Origin of the sequence: Pseudarthrobacter sp. NCCP-2145, assembly GCF_023708005.1 — a bacterium.
In the GTDB taxonomy this organism is placed as follows: domain Bacteria; phylum Actinomycetota; class Actinomycetes; order Actinomycetales; family Micrococcaceae; genus Arthrobacter; species Arthrobacter oxydans.
The window spans coordinates 58,337-78,166 of sequence record NZ_BRCG01000006.1 but is presented as its reverse complement, the minus strand read 5'-3'; the positions used below and the strand labels follow the sequence as shown (position 1 = coordinate 78,166).

16 protein-coding genes and 1 tRNA gene are annotated in these 19,830 nt (G+C 63.8%); 11 read left to right on the top strand and 6 right to left on the bottom strand.

Annotation, left to right across the window (positions count from 1 at the left end; all coding sequences use genetic code 11):
• Window positions 1-35: 35 nt before the first annotated feature.
• Entirely contained in the window at window positions 36-4,589 is a 4,554-nt protein-coding gene (locus NFU08_RS06945) for an ExeM/NucH family extracellular endonuclease (protein ID WP_251421731.1), read from the bottom strand.
• Between the two features lie 452 nt (window positions 4,590-5,041).
• Window positions 5,042-5,129 (bottom strand) — tRNA-Ser (locus NFU08_RS06940).
• Window positions 5,130-5,236: 107 nt separating this feature from the next.
• On the opposite strand from NFU08_RS06940, the gene NFU08_RS06935 reads away from it, so the two are divergent.
• From NFU08_RS06935 to NFU08_RS06900, 8 genes are all read left to right on the top strand, one after another.
• On the top strand, window positions 5,237-6,220 hold the full coding sequence (locus NFU08_RS06935) for an NAD(P)H-quinone oxidoreductase (RefSeq protein WP_174181207.1): 984 nt from the start codon (window positions 5,237-5,239) through the stop codon (window positions 6,218-6,220).
• Window positions 6,221-6,265: 45 nt separating this feature from the next.
• Window positions 6,266-6,799, top strand: coding sequence for a PadR family transcriptional regulator (locus NFU08_RS06930; protein WP_174181205.1), 534 nt, complete (start codon window positions 6,266-6,268; stop codon window positions 6,797-6,799).
• 92 nt (window positions 6,800-6,891) lie between these two features.
• Window positions 6,892-7,176: a DUF1540 domain-containing protein gene (locus NFU08_RS06925; protein WP_104189059.1), complete on the top strand. Its 285-nt coding sequence runs from the start codon at window positions 6,892-6,894 to the stop codon at window positions 7,174-7,176.
• 228 nt (window positions 7,177-7,404) lie between these two features.
• The gene (locus NFU08_RS06920; protein ID WP_251421728.1) at window positions 7,405-9,705 is read left to right on the top strand and encodes a carbon starvation CstA family protein; all 2,301 of its coding nucleotides are present in this window, start codon (window positions 7,405-7,407) and stop codon (window positions 9,703-9,705) included.
• On the top strand, window positions 9,705-9,908 hold the full coding sequence (locus NFU08_RS06915; RefSeq protein WP_174181201.1) for a YbdD/YjiX family protein: 204 nt from the start codon (window positions 9,705-9,707) through the stop codon (window positions 9,906-9,908). The genes NFU08_RS06920 and NFU08_RS06915 overlap by 1 nt, the downstream gene beginning before the upstream one ends.
• 78 nt (window positions 9,909-9,986) lie before the next feature.
• Entirely contained in the window at window positions 9,987-10,619 is a 633-nt protein-coding gene (locus tag NFU08_RS06910; RefSeq protein ID WP_251421725.1) for a bacterial proteasome activator family protein, read from the top strand.
• Between the two features lie 8 nt (window positions 10,620-10,627).
• Window positions 10,628-11,074: a hypothetical protein gene (locus tag NFU08_RS06905; RefSeq protein ID WP_174181197.1), complete on the top strand. Its 447-nt coding sequence runs from the start codon at window positions 10,628-10,630 to the stop codon at window positions 11,072-11,074.
• A gap of 92 nt (window positions 11,075-11,166) precedes the next feature.
• Entirely contained in the window at window positions 11,167-12,012 is an 846-nt protein-coding gene (locus NFU08_RS06900) for an aldo/keto reductase (RefSeq protein WP_251421722.1), read from the top strand.
• A gap of 93 nt (window positions 12,013-12,105) precedes the next feature.
• On the opposite strand, the gene NFU08_RS06895 is transcribed toward NFU08_RS06900, so the two are convergent.
• Window positions 12,106-12,291 carry a hypothetical protein gene (locus tag NFU08_RS06895; protein WP_174182102.1) on the bottom strand — a complete coding sequence of 62 codons (186 nt, stop codon included), beginning with the start codon at window positions 12,289-12,291 and terminating at the stop codon, window positions 12,106-12,108.
• A 38-nt stretch (window positions 12,292-12,329) separates the two neighbouring features.
• Window positions 12,330-13,301, bottom strand: coding sequence for a hypothetical protein (locus NFU08_RS06890; RefSeq protein ID WP_251421719.1), 972 nt, complete (start codon window positions 13,299-13,301; stop codon window positions 12,330-12,332).
• A gap of 142 nt (window positions 13,302-13,443) precedes the next feature.
• Here NFU08_RS06890 and NFU08_RS06885 point away from each other — a divergent pair, with 142 nt between their 5' ends.
• Complete coding sequence (locus NFU08_RS06885) at window positions 13,444-15,186, top strand: hypothetical protein (protein ID WP_251421716.1); 1,743 nt, start codon at window positions 13,444-13,446, stop codon at window positions 15,184-15,186.
• A gap of 300 nt (window positions 15,187-15,486) precedes the next feature.
• On the opposite strand, the gene NFU08_RS06880 is transcribed toward NFU08_RS06885, so the two are convergent.
• Together NFU08_RS06880 and NFU08_RS06875 are read right to left on the bottom strand one after the other, a co-directional pair.
• A complete protein-coding gene (locus NFU08_RS06880; protein WP_251421713.1) occupies window positions 15,487-16,632 on the bottom strand; it encodes a site-specific integrase in 1,146 nt (381 codons plus the stop codon).
• Window positions 16,619-17,269, bottom strand: a complete 651-nt coding sequence (locus NFU08_RS06875) for a hypothetical protein (protein WP_251421710.1) — start codon at window positions 17,267-17,269, stop codon at window positions 16,619-16,621. Before NFU08_RS06875 ends, NFU08_RS06880 begins: the two co-directional genes overlap by 14 nt.
• A 136-nt stretch (window positions 17,270-17,405) precedes the next feature.
• Here NFU08_RS06875 and NFU08_RS06870 point away from each other — a divergent pair, with 136 nt between their 5' ends.
• Together NFU08_RS06870 and NFU08_RS06865 are read left to right on the top strand one after the other, a co-directional pair.
• The gene (locus NFU08_RS06870) at window positions 17,406-17,624 is read left to right on the top strand and encodes a helix-turn-helix domain-containing protein (RefSeq protein WP_251421707.1); all 219 of its coding nucleotides are present in this window, start codon (window positions 17,406-17,408) and stop codon (window positions 17,622-17,624) included.
• A 1,401-nt stretch (window positions 17,625-19,025) separates the two neighbouring features.
• Window positions 19,026-19,568 carry a hypothetical protein gene (locus NFU08_RS06865; protein WP_251421704.1) on the top strand — a complete coding sequence of 181 codons (543 nt, stop codon included), beginning with the start codon at window positions 19,026-19,028 and terminating at the stop codon, window positions 19,566-19,568.
• Window positions 19,569-19,830: the final 262 nt, after the last annotated feature.

Below are 19,830 nucleotides of genomic sequence, written 5' to 3'. Positions count from 1 at the left end.
GGTATTCCGGACCTTTCACGCTTCCAGACGGGGCGTCAGCCGCGCAGGCAGGCCCGGTAGGCAGCCATGGCCTGGCCGTAGTTCAGCTGGCCCGCCAGGTCCGCAGGCCGTGCGGGCTTGACCGGGGCCGTGCACACCGGCCCGGCAGGATCGGCTGCCGCCACCTTGACCCCCACCGTGACCCTCGTGCCCGATTCCGCGGCGGTGAGGACCAGGGTTCCCGGCCCGACCGCGGCACCGGACGGGACCGGCAGGTTGACCGTTGCGGAACCGGCCGTGACCGGCACGGACCCGAGCTCGGCCACAACCCCGGCGGTGTCCGTAAACACTGCCGTGAGGGTCTTGTTGACCGGGCTGCCCAGTGAGGTCACGTCCAGTTTGGAGACCGTGAGGCTGACCTGTTCGCCGGGCTTGACCTCCGTGGCGGTGGTGTTGGTAACGGCCACTGAGCGGCGCGCGAAATCGGGCGAAACCGGGCTGCTGTCCTGCAGGTAGCCGATCCAGGCGTCACGGTCCACCAGCCCCGAGTCCTTGGTGTTGGATCCTTCCGTGAAGACGCGGAAGTTGTCGCCCCCGGTTGCCAGGAAGCTGAACGTACCCACCCGGTAGGACCTTGCCGGATCGAGCGCAGCCCCGTTCACCCGGACCGAGGTGATGCGGTCACCGGCCGGCCGTGCGGCGTCGTACGTGTAGTTCACGTTCTTGGACAGACCCAGCTGGATGTAGGCGCGGCTGGGAACCGTGCCGTCCGGGTTGGTCTGCCACTGCTGCTCCAGCAGCGTCTTGAACTGCGCACCCGTCAGGGACGTGGTCCACAGGTTGTTGACGAACGGAAGTACCGCGTTGGCCTCGGCATAGGTGATGGTGCCGTCCGGGGCGTAGTAGAGCTCGTTCCGCAAACCGCCGGCATTGACCACACCGATCTCGGCGCCGCCCAGCTCGGCGGGCTGCAGCGAGTTGAGCAGGGAATCTGCCACCAGGTTGCCCAGGGTGGACTCGCTGCCGCGGTCATCGCGTTTGGCCACACCGGCGGCATCCGTGGTGAAGGCCGTGGTGATGTCCGCCGTGACGGTACCAACGGGCTGGTTGCCGACGACGGCGGCGTCCGCGAGTGCCTTCCTGACGATCGCGTCGACGGCGGCCACGCGCGGGTAGGCTGCGATGAGATCCGCGGCAGGATCCGTGGTGCGCTTCACGTTTCCGGCCTTGTACGCGGTCACCTGCCGGGTGGCGGTGTCCACGGTGAGCTGGATCTGCCCCACGTTCTCGCCGTAATTGCCCGTCTGGACGATCGGGCGGGTCTTGCCCTCGGCGCCCGGGACGGGCGCGTCCCAGGCGTACTCCTTGTGCGTGTGGCCGGTGAAGATGGCATCAACATCCGCGGAGGTTTCGGTGACCAGCTTCGCGAACGGACCGCCGGCAGCCACCTCCTCTTCCAAGGTGGAGCCTTCCACCGTTCCCGAACCGGCGCCGTCGTGGTTTTCCACGATGATGACGTCGGCCAGCTTCTCCGCGGTGATCCGTGCAGCTGCACGGTTGATGGCGTCCACAGGATCGCCGAACTCAAGGTCGGCGATGCCGGCGGGGGTCACCAGGGCGGGTACTTCCTGGGTGACCGTGCCGATGACGGCAACCTTGATGCCGTTCATGTCCAGGACGGTGAACTCGGGCAGGGCCGGCTCGGTGGTGCCCTTCCTGTAGACGTTCGCACCCAGGTAGGGGAACCGGGCGTTGGTGCCGCCGGCGATGACGCGGTCCTGCAGGTCGGCCCAACCGCCGTCGAACTCGTGGTTGCCGACGGCAGAGGCCCTCAGGTCCAGGGCGTTCATGACGTCGATGGTGGGCTGGTCCTTGGCTACGGCGGAGGCAAACAGCGACGCGCCGATGTTGTCGCCGGCTGAGAGGAAGGCGGTGGCGCCGGGGGCGGCCGCCGCGCGGAGTTTCTCGATGGTGCCGGCGAACAGGACCGTGTTGGTGTCGATCCTGCCGTGGAAGTCGTTGACGCCCAGGAAGTTCAGGTCAACGGCGGCGGGAGCGGACTGCAGGTCCAGGCCCACCACCACGGGATCGTGGTCGCTGGCGCGGAACTGGTCCGGTGCGTAGTAGTTGGTGACGTTGTTGTTGTAGCGGCTGTATTCCAGGGCCACGGACTCAACCGAGTTGATGTTCCAGATGTCCGCCCCGGTGACCACTGCATTGGCGGCGGGGGAGGCCAGGATGTGGTCCAGCGAGCCCACCATGCCGCCGAAGAGGTAGGAGTGCTTGGCGGAGCCGTCGGCGCTGCGGGCTTTCTCGTCCTGGTTGACGTAGCCCTCAGCCGTGAAGACATTGATGGGGTCTTCCTTGGCATAAGCGTTGAAGTCGCCGATCAGGAACACCTTGTCCGTGCCCTTGGACTGCTGCAGGGACTTGGTGAACTCGAGCAGGGACTTCGCCTGGGCTGTGCGCGCCAGGTTTGATGCGCCCTGCCCCTGGTCCGTGTCCTCGGGCGTGGCAGCGGAGCCTTTGGACTTGAAGTGGTTTGCGATGGCGATGAACTCTGTCCCCGCACCGCCACCCACCGGCTTGAACACCTGGGCCAGCGGCTTGCGGGCGTTGGAGAACGCCACGGTGTCGTTGTGGATGATGGATTCACCCACGGGCTCCGCAACGGCCTTTTTGTAGATGAACGCGGTGCGGATCATGTCCTCGTCGCTCAGCGGCGGTGCGTTGGCAGGCGAGCGGACGTAGTCCCAGATGCCCGGCGTCTCGATGTTCAGGGCGTCCACCAGCTTGGCCAGGGCGTCGTCCCGGTTCTTGCCGAACTGTGCCGAGTTTTCGATCTCCATCAGCGTGACAACATCCGCGCCGGCCTTGGAGATGGCGGAAACGATCTTGTCCTGCTGCCGGTTGAAGTTCTCCGCGTTGGCAGCCCCGCGGGCATCGCACCCGCCGCGGACCGTGATCGGGTTGCCGGCCCTGTCCTCGTAGTAGGTGCAGCCGGTCAGGGTGTCCCCTGTGGTGGGGAAGTAGTTGAGCACGTTGAAGGAGGCGATCTTGAGGTTGCCGCCCACCGCTGCGGGAGCTTCCGTCCTGGTGGCCCCAAAGGTTGCGGGCTGGACAGAGGCCTTGTTCGTATCCGTGAGGTGGGTCAGCGGCTGGAGTTTCCAGGCATTGTTGCCGTAGCCCAGCACCACATTGGTGGTGAAGGTGGCAGGGGAGCCTACCCGTACCGGGTCGGCCGTGGTCAGGTAGGGAAGGACCTGCGCCTTCGTGGTGGGGTCCTTGAGGAAGTTGGTGCTGGAGCCGTCGTCGAGCTTGATTCCGCGGGCGGCGTTGTCCGCCACCGTCGCGGTGTACCCGGCGGAGCCGTAGGGAGCGACGGCGGTGGGCTGGACCAGCGGCGTTGTTCCGCCGGCGAGGCCGATCTCGCCGTACTGGTTCAGGGAGTAGTTGTCCGTGACGGTCAGCGGCCCCTGGGGTGCCAAAAGCATGCCTTCCAGGGATTCGCGGAAGGCTTCGCCGGCGGGCAGGGTGAAGGGCGTGGCCTTGACCTCCGGCGCGGCCTCGGCCAGCTTGGTGAGTCCGGCGGCCGCGGTGACGTTCAGCTGGGTCATCCCGTAGTACTCCGCCACGGCACCTGTCACCTGCACGTGGTCTCCGGCCTGGACCGATGCCACCGTGGCGGGGGAGTAGACGAAGATTCCGTCCGACGCGGCATGGTTGGTTGCCGTCAGGTCGCCGCCGGTTCCCGGTGTCTGCAGGTAGTAGCCGTTAAGGCCGCCGGTGGGGAAGACTGCGGTGACCTTTCCGGTGGTGGTCACTGTTGAGCCGGTGAGGGGGCTTTGCGCACCCGTGCCCTGGATCTCGGCAATCGACGTGCTGGACGGCACGGGGGCCGGATCCGGGGTGGGGTCCGGACTGGGATCGGGCCCGGGGGCAGTGGAGCCGCTTGGGGTTGGACTGATTGTGGTGCTGAGGCTGAAGTCGGCGGCGTTGCTGTTGCTGTCCGCACCTCCGCTGCGGTTCAGGCTCCTGGCGTCGCCCGTACCCGCAGGGCCTGCAGCTGCTGCGGTCTCGAAGGTGTTGGAGGAGCCGTAGCCCAGCAGGTCCGCAACGCCTGCGGGCTCCACCTGGGAACCTGTGGAAAGCGCGACGGCGGTGGGCTGCTTGGCGAGCACGATGGTGCCGGATGGGCCGCTGAAGTTCAGGCCGCCCGCCACGAGGTCCGGGGTGGGGAGGGCGGCGCCGTTGGTTCCGTTGCTGGCACCCTGGATCAGGTAATGACCCTTTGCCGCGATGGTGCCGGTGAGGGGTGCCACGGTGGTGGGGGCTGCGAGCCCGGTTGCGGAACGGTACTGGACTGACCAGCCGTCCAGCCGCACCGGGGCGTCCGAGGAGTTGTAAAGCTCCAGGAACCGGTTCTTGTAGGCGGCGCCCGTGCTGCCGCCGCTGAGGTAGGCCTCGTTGATGACAACGGGGGATGTGCCTGCCGCGGGTGAGACCTCCGCGGCTGTAGTGTCCGCAACTGCGGGAAATGCTGCCAGGGGAGCCAGCAGCCCCGCCGACAACGCTGTCCCCAGCGCTAGTTTCCAAGGTGTGTGATGCATCCGCTCTTACTTTCATAGGGGTGTCCCGGTGGGGACCCAATGGAAGATGTCCGGGTTGTACCGACGGACAGGGGCCCGGATCCTGCTCCTGGTCAAGTGGTATCCGGCACATCACAACAGCGCTGAATGAACGCAGGGTTGATAGCGCGTGCATTCGGCGGGACGCTCCCCAGCGGAACGGGCCACCTTCCGGCCGGGAGCCCCAGTAGCCCCGGTTCCGGTGATGCTGTTGGCGGTATGTGGTGGCCGGCATCTGCCCCAGTGTGCCGACTATCACAAAGGATACCGGCCAGTAGCTTTGCTGGACGGGGACGGCGGAAATTTGCCAGGACGATTTACGTGGCGGCACCGGTTCCCGTCATGGCGGCCACGTCAGGGCCGGCGGTGCCCGCCGCAGGTTAAACGAAGGACCCCTGTCTGCCAGGCGTGCTGGCGGACAGGGGTCCTTTTCGCGGAAGGTAAGAGATTCGAACTCTTGGTACGGGGTTACCGCACACTAGTTTTCAAGACTAGCTCCTTCGGCCGCTCGGACAACCTTCCTCAACAAGTAGTGTTTCATAGGCACTTGCCTGCAACAAAACAGAGTCCGGAAGGTGTCCGGTGCACACTGGTTGCACGCAGTATTCAGTCAGAAACGGGAGTGTTCCATGAAAGCCGTCTACATTTCGGAGCCGGGCGGCCCGGAAGTGCTGGAGGTCCGCGAGGTCGAGGCCCCGGTACCCGGTAACGGAGAGGTGCTGATCGACGTCGTCGCGGCCGGCCTCAACCGGGCGGACGTGCAGCAGCGCAGGGGTTTCTACCCGCCCCCGCCCGGCGCATCGGACATCCCCGGCCTTGAGGTATCCGGCCGGATCGCCGGGTTCGGTCCCGGTGTCACGAAGGCGTTTTCCCTCGGGGACAAAGTGGTGGCGCTGCTGGCCGGGGGCGGCTACGCCCAGCAGGTGGCCGTCCGTGCCGAACAGGTCCTGCGGGTGCCCGACGGCGTGGACCTGGTGACCGCAGCAGCCCTTCCCGAAGTTGCCGCCACCGTCTACTCCAACCTGGTCATGACCGCCCAGCTTCAGGAGGGTGAAACTGTCCTGATCCACGGAGCCACCGGCGGGATCGGCACCATGGCCATCCAGCTGGCCAAGGCGCTCGGCGCCAGGGTTGCCACTACCGCGGGCTCTGATGAAAAAGTGAGCACGGCGAAGGCCTTCCTGGGTGCGGACATTGCCATCAACTACGCCGAAGAGGATTTTCCCGAGAGCCTCCGCCGCCAGAACGGAGGCAAAGGCGCAGACGTCATCCTCGACGTCGTCGGAGCCAAATACCTCAAACAGAACGTGGACGCGCTCGCTGACTATGGACGCCTGGTGGTGATCGGACTGCAGGGCGGCACCAAGGGGGAGCTCGATCTGGGGCAGCTGCTGCAAAAGCGGGCCGCCGTGGTGGCTACGGCCCTGCGCCCGCGGCCCGTGGAGGAAAAGGGTGCCATTATGAACGCCGTCCGCGAGGCCGTCTGGCCGCTGGTCAGTGACGGTCGGGTGCGGCCGCTGGTGGCAAAGACCTTTCCGCTCGACCAGGTTCGTGCGGCCCACCGGTACTTCGACACGGGTGACCACGTAGGAAAGATCCTGCTGCTCATGTGAGTGCTCCGCCCCGCAGACCGTTGCCCGCCGAGCACAAGGAACAGCATGTCCATCCGCCATAGCCTCCTCGCCCTGCTGCAGGACCAGCCGCGCTACGGCTACCAGCTGCGGGCCGAGTTCGAGAACCGCACCGGCAACACCTGGCCGTTGAACATTGGACAGGTGTACACCACCCTGGACCGCCTGGAACGCGACGCTTTGGTGGCCAGGGACGGCGACGACGGGAACGGGCACGTGGTGTACAGCATTACGGCGGCCGGAAGGGCGGAGATCCGGGAGTGGTTCGCGGCCCCCGTGGAGCGGAACAACCCGCCGCGCAATGAGCTGGCCATCAAGCTGGCCCTCGCTGTCACCGTGCCCGGCGTCGATATCCAGGCCATCATCCAGGGCCAGCGGATGGCCTCCGTCCGGGCGCTGCAGGACTACACCAAAGCCCGCCGGGAGACGGCTTCGAGCCAGCGGAGCGTTGATACGGCGTGGCTTCTGGTCTTGGACTCCCTGATTTTCCAGACCGAGGCGGAGGTCCGCTGGCTGGATCTGTGCGAGGCGAGGATGATCCAGCAGGCGCAGGGGAAATAGGCAACACAATTGGGTCTTTTTGATTGCAGTGGACAGGTTTAGCGTGGGGCTCAGGAGCCGCCCGGCCGGGCGGTGGAACTTGGAGGAAGCTCATGGCAACCCACGTGGCCGACTGCAGCGTAACGAACTGTTCCTTTAACGATCACACCAACTGCAATGCTGCCGCCATCACGGTCGGCGGCGCCGAAAACCACGCGCACTGCGCCACCTTTATCGACACGGGCATGCACGGCGGACTGCCCAAAGTCCTTGCCGACGTCGGAGCCTGCCAGCGCTCTGAATGTGTCCACAACGACCACCTGATGTGCAAGGCCGCAGAGGTGCATGTCGGTCCCGGGGCGGACAACGCTGACTGCCTCACCTACTCACACGCCTGAGGAGCAGCTTTACGCTTTTCCCACGAGCCGAGGCCTCCGCCCGAAGTGTTCGGACGGGGGCCTTCGCTGCGTTGGTCCGGCTGCGACCCCAAGCTGATCCGTCGTTCGTCGCCGCTTCCCCTCCGCTCAGCGCAGGTTTCTGCGCCACCTGGCAGAACGCCCCTGGAATGGGGCTGCGGGTTGGTAGGGTGCGTCACAGCAGAAGCGAAACAATCTCAAGGAGGAGACATGGCCGAAACGCCTGATCAACGGAGGAACGCATCCGGGGAAAGGGGCGTGGTGGCCACTGACCCGGCCCTGCCCCCGACAGCCATCGATGAGGAGGTCCGCGAGGCAGAAGACCGGAAATGGACGCCGGGGAAGATCGCGCTGTGGGCAGGCATCGCCCTGCTGGGCGGTTTGGCCTGGTTCATGCTGGCCATCATCCGCGGAGAGACCGTCAACGCCATCTGGTTCGTCTTTGCCTCGGTGTGCACCTACCTCATCGGCTACCGCTTCTACTCCAAGGTTATTGAGCGCTACATCACCCGGCCTGACGACCGCCGTGCGACGCCGGCCGAGTACAAGGCCGATGGCAAGGACTACGTCCGGACTGACCGCAATGTCCTGTTCGGCCACCACTTCGCCGCCATCGCCGGCGCCGGACCGCTGGTGGGTCCTGTCATTGCAGCCCAGATGGGCTACCTGCCCGGCACTATCTGGATCATTATCGGCGTCGTCCTTGCCGGCGCTGTCCAGGACTACCTGGTGATGTTCTTCTCCATGCGGCGCGGTGGAAGGTCCCTGGGCCAGATGGCACGCGAGGAGCTTGGCGTGATCGGCGGCACGGCGGCCCTCATTGCCACCCTGCTGATCATGGTGATCATCGTGGCCATCCTCGCGCTCGTCGTTGTCAATGCCCTGGGCGAAAGCCCGTGGGGTGTCTTCTCCGTGGGTTTGACCATACCCATCGCCCTGTTCATGGGCGTCTACCTCCGCTACCTCCGGCCCGGCAAGGTCATGGAAGTGTCGCTGATCGGCTTCGTCCTGCTGATGGCGGCTATTGTCGGCGGCGGCATCGTGGCCGAAACCCCGTGGGGCGCTGACATCTTCAGCCTGGACAAGGTCACCATCGCGTGGGGGCTCATCGTCTACGGCTTCATTGCCGCCATCCTGCCCGTGTGGCTGCTCCTGGCACCCCGGGACTACCTCTCAACGTTCATGAAGATCGGCGTCATCGTGATGCTCGCGCTGGCCATCATCGTGGTCCGCCCGGAGATCACCGTCCCCGCCTTCAGTGAATTTGCCAGCAGGGACAACGGACCCGTGTTCCCGGGGGCCCTGTTCCCGTTCCTGTTCGTCACCATCGCCTGCGGTGCCCTGTCCGGTTTCCACGCCCTGATCTCGTCCGGCACCACCCCGAAGCTCGTCGAAAAGGAACGCCAGACCCGGTTCATTGGCTACGGCGGCATGCTGATGGAGTCATTCGTGGCCATCATGGCCCTGGTGGCCGCCATTTCCATCGACCGCGGACTCTACTTCGCCATGAACTCACCGGCCGCGCTGACCGGCGGGACGGTGGAAACAGCAGCCACCTGGGTCAACAGCCTGGGCCTCGCCGGGGTAAACATCACCCCGGAGTTCCTGTCCCAGACAGCAGCCAATGTGGGTGAGGAAAGCATCGTTTCCCGCACCGGCGGTGCTCCCACCCTGGCTGTGGGCCTCGCGCACATCATGCAGCAGTTCATTGGCGGTACCGCCATGATGGCCTTCTGGTACCACTTCGCCATCATGTTCGAAGCCCTCTTCATCCTCACCGCCGTGGACGCCGGCACCCGCGTTGCCCGCTTCATGCTGCAGGACTCGATCGGAAACTTTGTCCCCAAGTTCAAGGAGCACTCCTGGCGGCCCGGCGCCTGGCTCTGCACCGCCATCATGGTGGGGGCCTGGGGCGCGGTGCTGCTGATGGGCGTCACCGACCCGCTGGGCGGCATCAACACGCTGTTCCCGCTGTTCGGCATTGCCAACCAGCTGCTCGCGGCAATCGCGTTGTCCGTGTGCCTTGCCATCGTGGCGAAGCGCGGCACGTTCAAGTACCTGTGGATCGTTGCCCTGCCGCTCAGCTTCGCTGCCGTGGTGACCATCACCGCGAGCTACCAGAAGATCTTCTCGTCCACGCCCGCGGTGGGCTACTTCGCCAACAACGCGGCGTTCAGCAAGGCCCTCGCAGAAGGGAAGACGGAGTTTGGGACGGCGAAATCCGTGGCGGCCATGGAGGCCGTCGTACGGAACACGGCCATCCAGGGCTGGCTCTCCGTGATCTTCGTGGTGCTCAGCATCATCGTGATCGCGACGGCGTTGCTCGCCACGGCCAGGGCCTTCCGCAACCGCGCGGACGGCACCGCCGTCCAGGACAACGAGGACCCTGCCCTCCCGTCGCGGGTCTTCGCCCCTGCCGGAATTATCCCCACCCCCGCCGAGCGCGAGCTGATGGCGGAGTGGGACAAGGTGCCGGCTGAGCTCAGGTTCGAAAGGGGTGGCCACCACTGATGGCAGCGGGACTGGCTGTGCTGACGCGGGGAGTCCGGGGCGTTGCCCGGTATTTCGGCGGCGTCCTGGGCGCGGATGCGTACGCCAAGTATCTGGAGCACCACAGGGCGGCCGGCCACGTGGATGCGCCGCTCACGGAGAGGGAGTTTTGGCGTGACCGGACAGACCGCCAGGACAGCAATCCGCAGGGCCGGTGCTGCTGATTGAGCTTGCAGCGGACAAACCGTCAGGTGGGTTCGTCCGGTGGGTCGCGGGTGGATCGCTCATGAGAGTATGAACGCATGAGCGATCCACAAGACACTCAGCCAGCTGAGGACCTCCCGGTAGAAGGCACTCCCATTGACGACCGGCAGCCGCCGGTGCACGCCCACCCCGGCCCTCCTGAAGGCGTGAGGCCCAAGGGGAGCAACCTTCAGGACCTGGTGGATGAGCCGGCCAAAGTGATGCGGATCGGAACCATGATCAGGCAGCTCCTGGAGGAAGTGAAGTCCGCACCCCTGGATGAGGCTGCCCGGGGCAGGCTGGCCGAAATCCACGAGCGCTCGATCAAAGAGCTGGAAGACGGACTGGCTCCGGAGCTGGTGGAAGAGCTGGACAGGATCAGCCTTCCCTTCTCCGACGACGGCACTCCCTCGGACGCTGAACTGCGCATAGCCCAGGCCCAGCTCGTGGGGTGGCTTGAGGGGTTGTTCCACGGGATCCAGACGGCCATTGCCGCCCAGCACGCCGCCCGTGAGCACGCGGCTGCGCAGATGCAGCTGCGCCAGCTGCCGCCGGGAACCATGATTGCCCCCGGCGTGGTGATTGGGGAAAACGGTGAGCCGCAAAGGGCCGCCGCAGGTTCGCGCTCCGGCAATTCCGCGCGGCCAGGCCAGCGGGAAGACCCGGACCACGGTCCCGGACAATACCTGTAAGGGTGCGCTTGGGCTTTTTCAGCGCCGCCAGGCAGGGGCGCAAGGATGATGCGGAACTGGGGAAGGGACTGTGGCGCCGGGCCCACGACCGCTTCCAGCGGGGACTGGACCGCTTCCACCAGGTCCTCGAGGGCGTCGAGGACGACCAGCTCTACGGCGAGCTGCTTGAGATCGCCAACGAGCTTGCTGCCCTCCTCGAAAGGGTACGGCTGGTCTGCATGGAAGCGCAGCGGCGTTCACCGAATGAAGGCCTGGATATTCCCGTTGGCCTGGCCGGCGTGCACCGTGCCCTGTCCAAAGCCGGCAACTCGCTGGCCACCACGGCCGAGGCGGCCGCCATGCTCCGGCTCGCCGTGGGCCCGGTCCCGGTAGGTGCGGCGTCCGTCCGCAGGCGCGCCGAGTCCGTCTTCCAGCAAGTGGCCGACGCCGAGCGCCACCTGAGCGAGGAGGGCTAGGGACCGCGGCAGCGGATATTCCCGGTTAAGCGCCTGGCTTACTTCCGGCCGATACCCTCCTGCTGGGCCCAGGGGTTTGGCAGGATAAACTAATGACTCTTTCACCTACATTGACGTTCAATGACGGAAACACGATTCCCCAGCTCGGCTATGGCGTCTGGCAGGTTGAGGACGACGTCGCCGAAAAGGTGGTCCGGCAGGCGTTTGAAGCAGGCTTCCGCCACATTGACACCGCCAAGATCTATGGCAACGAGGCAGGCGTGGGACGGGCAATCGCCAGTTCCGGCCTTTCCCCGGAGCAGCTCTTCATCACCACCAAGCTCTGGAACGCTGACCAGGGCTACGAGTCCACTCTGGCAGCCTTTGAGGCGTCGATGGACAGGCTGGGGCTCGAGACGCTGGACCTGTACCTGATCCACTGGATGCAGCCCAAGCAGGATAAGTACCTGGACACCTGGAAGGCGCTGATCGAGCTCCAGAAGCGCGGCAGGGTCAAGTCCATCGGCGTATCCAACTTCACCGTCGAAGGCCTGCAGCGGCTCATCGATGAAACCGGCGTTGTCCCTGCCATCCACCAGATTGAACTGCACCCGTACTTCAGCCAGCGTGAACTGCGCGAGTTTGGTGCTTTGAAGGGCATCCTGACCCAGGCCTGGTCGCCGCTGGGCCAGGGCGGCGAGCTCCTCGAGGATGCAACCGTGGCCTCCATTGCCGCCAAGCACGGCGCCACGCCAGCGCAGGTGGTCATCGCCTGGCATCTCGCCATCGGCAACGTGGTGATCCCCAAGTCCGTCACCGAATCCCGGATCCGCGAGAACTACGCGGCTCTTGAGGTAAACCTGGACGCCGAGGACATCGAGGCGATCAACGCCCTTGACCGCTCGGCCCACGGCGAAGGCCGCATCGGCGCAGACCCGGCTGTTTCCGACTTCGCGTAACTGCCAGACGGCGCCCGCGCCAGGGCTTTAGCTACGCACTGCCGCCCTGCCTGTTCTTACAGGCAGGGCGCTTTGTGTTTAAGCGGGAACTCTTTAGGCGGCTGTGCGGAGCTGCTCTATGGCCACGGCGTCAACGACAGCCCAGCTGTCCTCCCCGGCGCAGTGCCGGCTGGCGAAGCGCTCCGCCTCTGCCAGGGTGTCAAAGACCTCAGCCCGTGCCCGGCCGCAGTCGGCGTCGAAGTACGTGACGTGAAATTCCTGTACCAGTTGCTTTTCCATGAATCCAGTCTGCAACCGGGGTCTGACAATCACGGGAATCAGTCCCGCGTGTTGCCCAGCCGAAGGACCCGTTCCTGGGCAAGGACTGCCGTCCGCTCGGCTTTGTCCGCGGCCCGCACCGCCTGTTTCGCCTCGGCGACGGTGGCCGCCAGCTTCTTCTTTGAGCGCTCCAGCTGTCCTTCTGCTGTCCCCAGCCGGGCACGAAGATCTGCGGCCTCCCGGACCAGTTCCGCAATGTCGGTCCGTAGGTCGTCGGCCTGGTCCTGCAGCTCCCGTGCCGCAAGGGCCGCCGCGGCCTCTGCTGCCTGTGCTTCTTTTAGGACCGCCCTGGCCCTTTCCAACGCCGGCGGTGACGCAGGCCGCGGAGTCTGCCGGACCGCCTCAAGCCGCGGCTTGTCCGGCTTGCGCTGTTGCGGCGCTGCCGCCGTCGTCGAACGCATCTTCCTGCCGGCGGGAGCTGCAGGCCCGGAGGCGGGAGCTGCGGCAACGGGCGGAAGGACCGAGGGGACTGCCACGGTGCCGTCCAGGTCAACGGCGTTCACGCCGTCTGCCTGCAATGTCTTGAGCAGCCGCCCGCTCCGCACGGCCGCTGCTGCTCCCTCATCCGCTGTCAGCGCGCGAAGTGTCTCCTCGACCTCGCCTGCCATGGAATCGCTGATGGCCCGGCCGTGCTCCCGGGCCACGGAACGGGCGGTGTCGACGGCGGCGGCGAGCGAAGTGCGGCGCTCACGTCCCAGGTCACGGAGCGACGCGGCGTCCAGCGCCACCTGTGCCGCGCGCATCCTGCCGCCGAGTTCCGTCAGCTGGGCCAGGACATCCGGTTGGTGCTGGGCCAGCATATTCACCGCCCAGGCGGCAACCGAGGGCTTCGGCAGTGCCCGCACCGCAGCCGCCAGCTCTTTGTCCGCCGAGGCTGCTTCCTTGGCAGCACTGGCCCGGGCTGCCACAAAATCTTCCAGCGGCCCGGCGTAGAGCTGGTTGGCGACCTCTGCCAGGACCTTGTCTTCCATGCACGCCATCTTAGATACCCGACGCACACGCGCCCCAACAACCGGCGGCATGACGCCGGTTGTTGGGGCGACCGTGGTAACTGCCGCAACCGCGCGGGATATCCTCCGCCGGAGTTCCTTGGGTCAGAGACGCTCTCCGAAGGTGTTCATCCCGGGCTTGGGCGCGCCCGGGACCCTGCATGATCACCCACGGATACGATGCCACTGCATCATTGGAAGCTTTCAAGGGGGAAGCATGTCTAAAACCATTCCGCAGGCATCGAAGAGGTCTCGTGCCTGGATCTGGCTGATTGTAATCGGCCCCATTCTGAGTGTTGTTGGTCTCATCACAGGTTTCGCGAGTGCAGGAGCGGCGTGCCGAAGCGTCGTTGGCCCGAAGGAAGGGTTGGTCAAGTCGTACGGGACGTTGCAGGGCATGGGTGGTGGGGAACGCACCTGTGAGAGTGTCATGGACGCCGTGGCTGTGCCGACGTGGACCTTCATCGTGCTGGGACTCGTCCTGTTCCTCACCGGGATCATCGTCCGTTCCGCCACCAGGAAGCGGGCATATGTTGCCGGGGAACAGCGGCCTACAAAACAGGGAGTCAATCGGCGGTCAATTCTTCAGGGTGCGGTGGCGTTTTTCGCGACGGCCCTGGCCGGCGCGGCTCCGGCGTACGCGAATGGAAACGTCCGGTATGTCAGCGCATCAGGTTCAGACAGTAATCCGGGAAGCGTGACGGCACCCTGGCGCACGCTTGCCAAGGTACGCTCAGCCATGGCATCGGGCGACCTGCAACGCGGTTCCACTGTCCTGTTCAAGCGCGGGGACGACTTTTACGGATCCATCCATATGCCGTCCCTGATCGGATCTTCAGGAACGCTGACTATCGGCGCGTACGGTGAGGGAGCTCGGCCCCGCTTACTGGGCTATAAGGTGAGCAAGGCTGCATGGACGCAGTACAGCGGGAACATTTGGAAGCTGAACATCGCGGCGAACAGTGGCCAGTATTCGGGCAACACGTCCGAGGCTTCCACCAACGTGGGATTTCTGAAGGCTGCTGGCATGATTCACGGCCGGAAACGTTGGGCTATTTCCGAGTTGGCGGCAGACTGGGAGTTTTTCAGCGATTCCACGTACGTGTACGTTCGCTTGGGGGTAAACCCTGGGGCGGGCGTGGCCATTTCCGTTCAACGGGACCTTTTGCGGCTGGCCTCGCACACCACAGTGCAGGACCTGTACCTTGGCGGCACCGGAGCGCACGGTGTTACTACCGGCGGCAAGAACGTTGTTATCCAGCGGAACGAAATCGAGTGGATAGGCGGTTCTGCCCTCTCGGGAACTACGCGATACGGCAACGGGGTGGAACTTTACGTGGGCGCGGCGAGGGTCATGATCCGGGAGAACGTAATCCGGCAGACGTACGACGTCGCGCTGTCGGCACAGGGTACCGGCACGGCAGGCTGGACCGACATTACGTGGGAATCCAATCGGCTTGAGAACTGCAACATGTCGCTGGAACTGTGGGGTAAGGGCGGCGGCACGGGATTTCTTAGGTGCAGGTTCATAAACAACACCTGCATTGACGCCGGCTACTCGTGGGCCGCACTCATCCGGTCCGACCGGGACGGCAAGGGAACGCACCTGTTGACCTATTCCATGGAAGTCCCTGTGGACGTGGAAATCACGGGCAACAGTTTCCTTGGGGCGCGGGACAACTACACCCGCAACAGCGGCGACAGGCAAATACCCGCCGGGATCATCACCCATCGCAACACCATCAAGCTGGGCGCCGGTAAAAAGATCGCGTACGGGGCTGAAAACCCGGAGACCAGCGAACAGGCCGCGCAATGGCAGGCGCGGACGGGAAGGGAGCAGGCCTCAATCTTCGCTGTGAGTTACTGACGGCCTAAAACAAAGGAAACCGGCCATCCCAGCAGCGCACCTACTACCGTCGCAGCCTGGACAGGCTGCGACGGTAGCTCTGCGTCTGCGGGTAATAATCCCAGCGCCAGCTGTGGACCTAAAAGGGGGTTACCGCTTAACCAGCGAAAAACCCCGGAAACCCCTAAAACAAGGGGCTGTCCGGGGTTTATCCCGAGCTTCCTATCAGAATCGAACTGATGACCTTTTCATTACGAGTGGATAGGTTTCGCCAAATGTAACATGGGTTTCAGGCCCCTATGGTGACGAAAAAGTGACGAGCTATTCCCAACCGAGCCGTGCCAGCGCGGCGTTCAGCCGGCCAGCGCTGTCGTGCAGATCGTGGTCGAACAGGCCCGCGTAGGTATCCAACGTCATAGTGGCGCTGGCATGTCCGGCAATCCGCTGAACCACTTTGACGTTGGCGCCGGAACTGATTGCCAAACTCACGGCCGTGTGGCGGAGGTCGTGAAATGTGGGGCGCGGGAAATTGGACACCGTTTCCTGCAGTTCCATGATGGCGGGGGAGTAATGGCGGCGGGTCCACGTGCTGTTGCGCAGCACCGATCCACGTGCCCCGCTGAATACTCGGGCGCTTGGGCTTCCTGCCGCCGATGTCGCCTTGAGGCGCTTCGCAACCAATTCCGGCAACGGCACGACCCTGCTGTCGCCGCCCTTTGTTGGGCCGAGAACGAGCTGACCACCGACGTCGGAATAAGCCTTGCTGACGGCCATCGCGGGTTTATAGCCCAGGTCGAGGTCTTCGTAGGTCAGGGCGGTGATTTCGCCCCAGCGGAGACCGCAGGTTCCCGCAACCATCACGAAAAGCTCAAACTCGTCACAGGCCCTGGCGAGTGCCGTCAGTTGGGGCATTGTCAGGTAGACGTGCTCGCGTTGTTTGGCGCGTGCGGGAACGTAATCGGTTTGGCCCAATGGATCCTTCGCCGGATTGGTTGCCAATAGCCGCTTCTTAACGGCGTGCCCCATCAATCTGCCAAAGTAGAGGGCAACCTCACGACGGGTACTTACTCCCGCGGGGCGCCCGTCCTGGCCCTTAAGGGTGACTATCCAGGCTGCCACGTCGTCGTATCTGACTTTGCTGATGGGCGTGTGTGCCCATCGGGGAGCGACATAGTTTTCGAAGCAGCGCCTGTAATTGTCCGCGGTCTTGGGACTGGCGGGCTTGCGGCCGTTGGCACCCATTGTGGTGACTCGCGCGATCCAATCCTCATAAAGCTGTGCGACGGTCAGCCTGGTGGCAGCGCGAGGATCGATGTACGTTCCGCTCTGAACCGATCGAACCGTGACATGCCAGAAGTCTTCCGCCTCCCGTTTCGTGGCAAACCTTTTGCGGCGGCGGGTGCTGTCGGCGGTCGTCCAGTCGACCTCCCAGCGCTTGACTCCGCTGGATAGTTTATTGATGGCCATCGGGTTCTTCCTTCCGCGCTCGTATAGCTGCCCAAATTTCATCCATCGTTTTCAGGTAGGCCGGCGCTATTCGTGCTTGACGGCCCTTGCCTTCCAAGATTCCTTTTGCCCGTGCGCGACGCAGCCGGGCTGACCAGGTGTCGATACTTTCACCGGTCCACTCCGCGAGCCTCTTGATGGGTTCCACGGATACTTCCATCAGGGCAACGTACGCACCGGCGACGTGGATGTAATCGCGGTCAGTGTCCACGCGTGACGGGAAGGGCGTGAAATGGTCGCGGACGTCAGCGACCGAAAGCTGTTCATGGTGGGTACGCATTAGTGCCCGTGCATGAGCCATGGGTATGGATCTCAATAGGGAGGTCGTGATGCCGTCGAATGACTCTGCGCTGGGGGTTTCATTTGTCCCAAATTCGAACTCATCAAACTTGATTTCCAGTTTGTTGGGTTCGCGGAAGTGACCCATTGGGTGCCCGATATCCCAACCGATACTCACGGCGAATCCGTTCACGAGGTACCGCGCGTATAGGACGGTCCACGCCTTTTCGCCGTCTTTATATCGCTCTACAAACGGGCCATCTTCTGGACCCCGGTATTCGACGTTTGGGGCCAGGTCTGGGAGTTGCGGTGCAATCATGGTAGCAACGGTAACACATTCAGCTTTCCAAGGAAAGCGTGTCGGATACGCGGCGATTGGCAGCTATACTGTATTTCAGTTGCCAACACAGTAGGCTTGGCAGCATGACCGTGTTATCTGTCTGACAAGGATTCTATTGAACGAAAACAATAACGACAGCGCCAGCCATTCGGACGCCCCCGCATCCCCGTACCTGACGCGGAAGCAGACTGCGGCGTACCTGAACGTCTCCGAAAAGTGGTTGGCTCAGTCCGGCCGCGCCGTTGGTCCGCGCTTCCACAAGTTCGGTTCCCAGTGTCGCTATCTCCGCGACGACGTCATCAACTGGGCTCGGCAGCAGCGGGCTACTCGCTGATTACTTCGGGGGGCCACGCCCGGCCGCTCGCCTCCTTGAATCCCGGCGCGGCGTCTCCCGTTCATTCTCAAGGAACGGCCGTTATCCGGCTGACCGCAGATATACCCTCCCGTGAAACTACCCCCCAGAAAATACCCAAGGAAACCATGTACACATGCAGCACAATGCGCCTTGCGCGCACCCGTCCCGAAGCGCACTGGAATTCGGCGCGCAGCCGGACCATTGCCCCTCGGACCGGTTACGTTCTCGCGCGGCATCTCTCCCACCGGGCAGCGGGTGGTGCCCTGTGACTGCGGCAACAAATACGTTCCGCGACTGCTGGCTGCAGACTGTAACGGCAGACATGGCACTGAGCACCGGTGCCTGCCTGGTGGCAACGGCTATCGCATCCTCGTTGGGCCTCGGACGGGTTGCACCCACCAACTGGCAGAAGTTAAATATGTCGCTCGGACGCGACAGGAGGAACCGGGCAGTACTCGCCAGCATCACGGAACTTCAGGCCGCAGGCTACCTCGAGCGTTACCTTGGCAGCGGCTGGGCTCATACCGAAGGATGGCGGCTCACTCTGCCAGGGGAGGGGCTGACATGATTTCGGTTTCCCGGCCTCTGCAGCTGAACTAGCTCTGTACTTGGGGCGTTAGGGGGCTTTGAGGGCTCGGACGTGAACTACAACCCCGTTGGGTCAGTAACTCTGCTGACAAAACGACCCGGCAGCCGCGGCCACCTAGGCGAAGAATCCTCGTGGGGTACTCCTACTCGTTGGGGTACCCCACACTGGATATTTCTCCATTGGTACCCACTAAAATCCAGTTCCCAAGTACCTCACCGGTGACTGCCTCAAATGAAACTACTTCAATAAGAACTTCCTTATTGGCCATCGTTTGCCCTGCTCCGCTAACAAAGCCAAATCATGTTGTCGTGCCAAAGCAGCTTCCAGACACCCGGCTTGGCAGGGCCGAAGGGTTGCCTGTACATGGGTCGCTGACTGCGGCTCGGACCCTGTCAGGGTGGCGCGAGGCATTAGTCGCGAAGCTTGCCATAAAGAAACCCGACAAGCCCTTGCAGGGAATGTTTGACAGCGGTGCAGCCGTTGGCTCCAGGACTCCCTTTCCCTGGGCGACGCCCAATATGTAATCCGGTGTGAGCTGCCAGTTGCCGAGCGCATCAAGGGCGCGGACTCTCCCTGGTGGCGTGGGTTGAAAAGCTCGCTCGGGCCCGGAGGAGCAACCAGGTCAGGCCGTGAAGTTTTACCACCATGGCGTTGCTCAAGACCAAAGCAAGGCCATGCACCCACGCCGTGGCTAACCGCCTCCGGCGGTCTGACTCCACACCGAGTCCCTCCCACCCCAGGCATATGCCCACTTCGCGCTAAAGCCCGCGCAGGCGTGGGTCCCGAAGCCGATGAGCGAGATAGTAATTGGAGATCCCGTGGTCAATGCGTCGTCCTATACCCCACTGACAGACCTCGAGGCGGAACAATTTATTCGATCCGTCTATTTGGCTCGCCGCGAAGCGGCGACTGTTGCTGTCATGTCGTGGACGGCCGAGGGGTACCGTCAGGCAATCGAACAGTCCTCACTTAAGGCCCCGGTAAAGCGCACACTGCACGCCATGGTTAACAGTGCCGCTGGCGACCGGACCACGATTGACAGAGCCACCCTTTGTCTCCTTACGGGTATCAGGGTGGAAAGTACCATCACCGAACATTTTAGGAAAGCTCGAGCGGCAGGCCTACTGGAAAGCCAGCGCCGGTTCAATAACAGCTCCATCCACACCTTGCTCATCCCTGGAGTTGTCGGATCAGCGGATGCCGTGCAGGCGGGACGACCGATCAACTGGCATTGCTGGACCGTCGATGAAATTGCTTGGTGGGACGGCCTCGACCCGGAAAAATGGACCCCTCCTCCTTGGCACCCCTGGCCGGGATACTGGCCGCCGTTCTAAAAACACCACTATAAATAAAGAGAGCTACAGCCGGAAGGCTTGCGAGCTTTATGGCCGTCCATGGCGTCAGGGCGCTGTGGCCCGGTGCGCCCTGACGGCAAATTTTCCCTTGACCAGTGATACGAAAGCTGTGGGGTCGCTTGGGCGACCCCCACTCTACGGGAGTATATCGGCACGGTTGCCCATGATGGGCGACCGTCTATCGGAGTAGAAACGTTTTCGACTCCGTAGGAGTAGCCGGCGTGGAATGGAGCGATTGCCT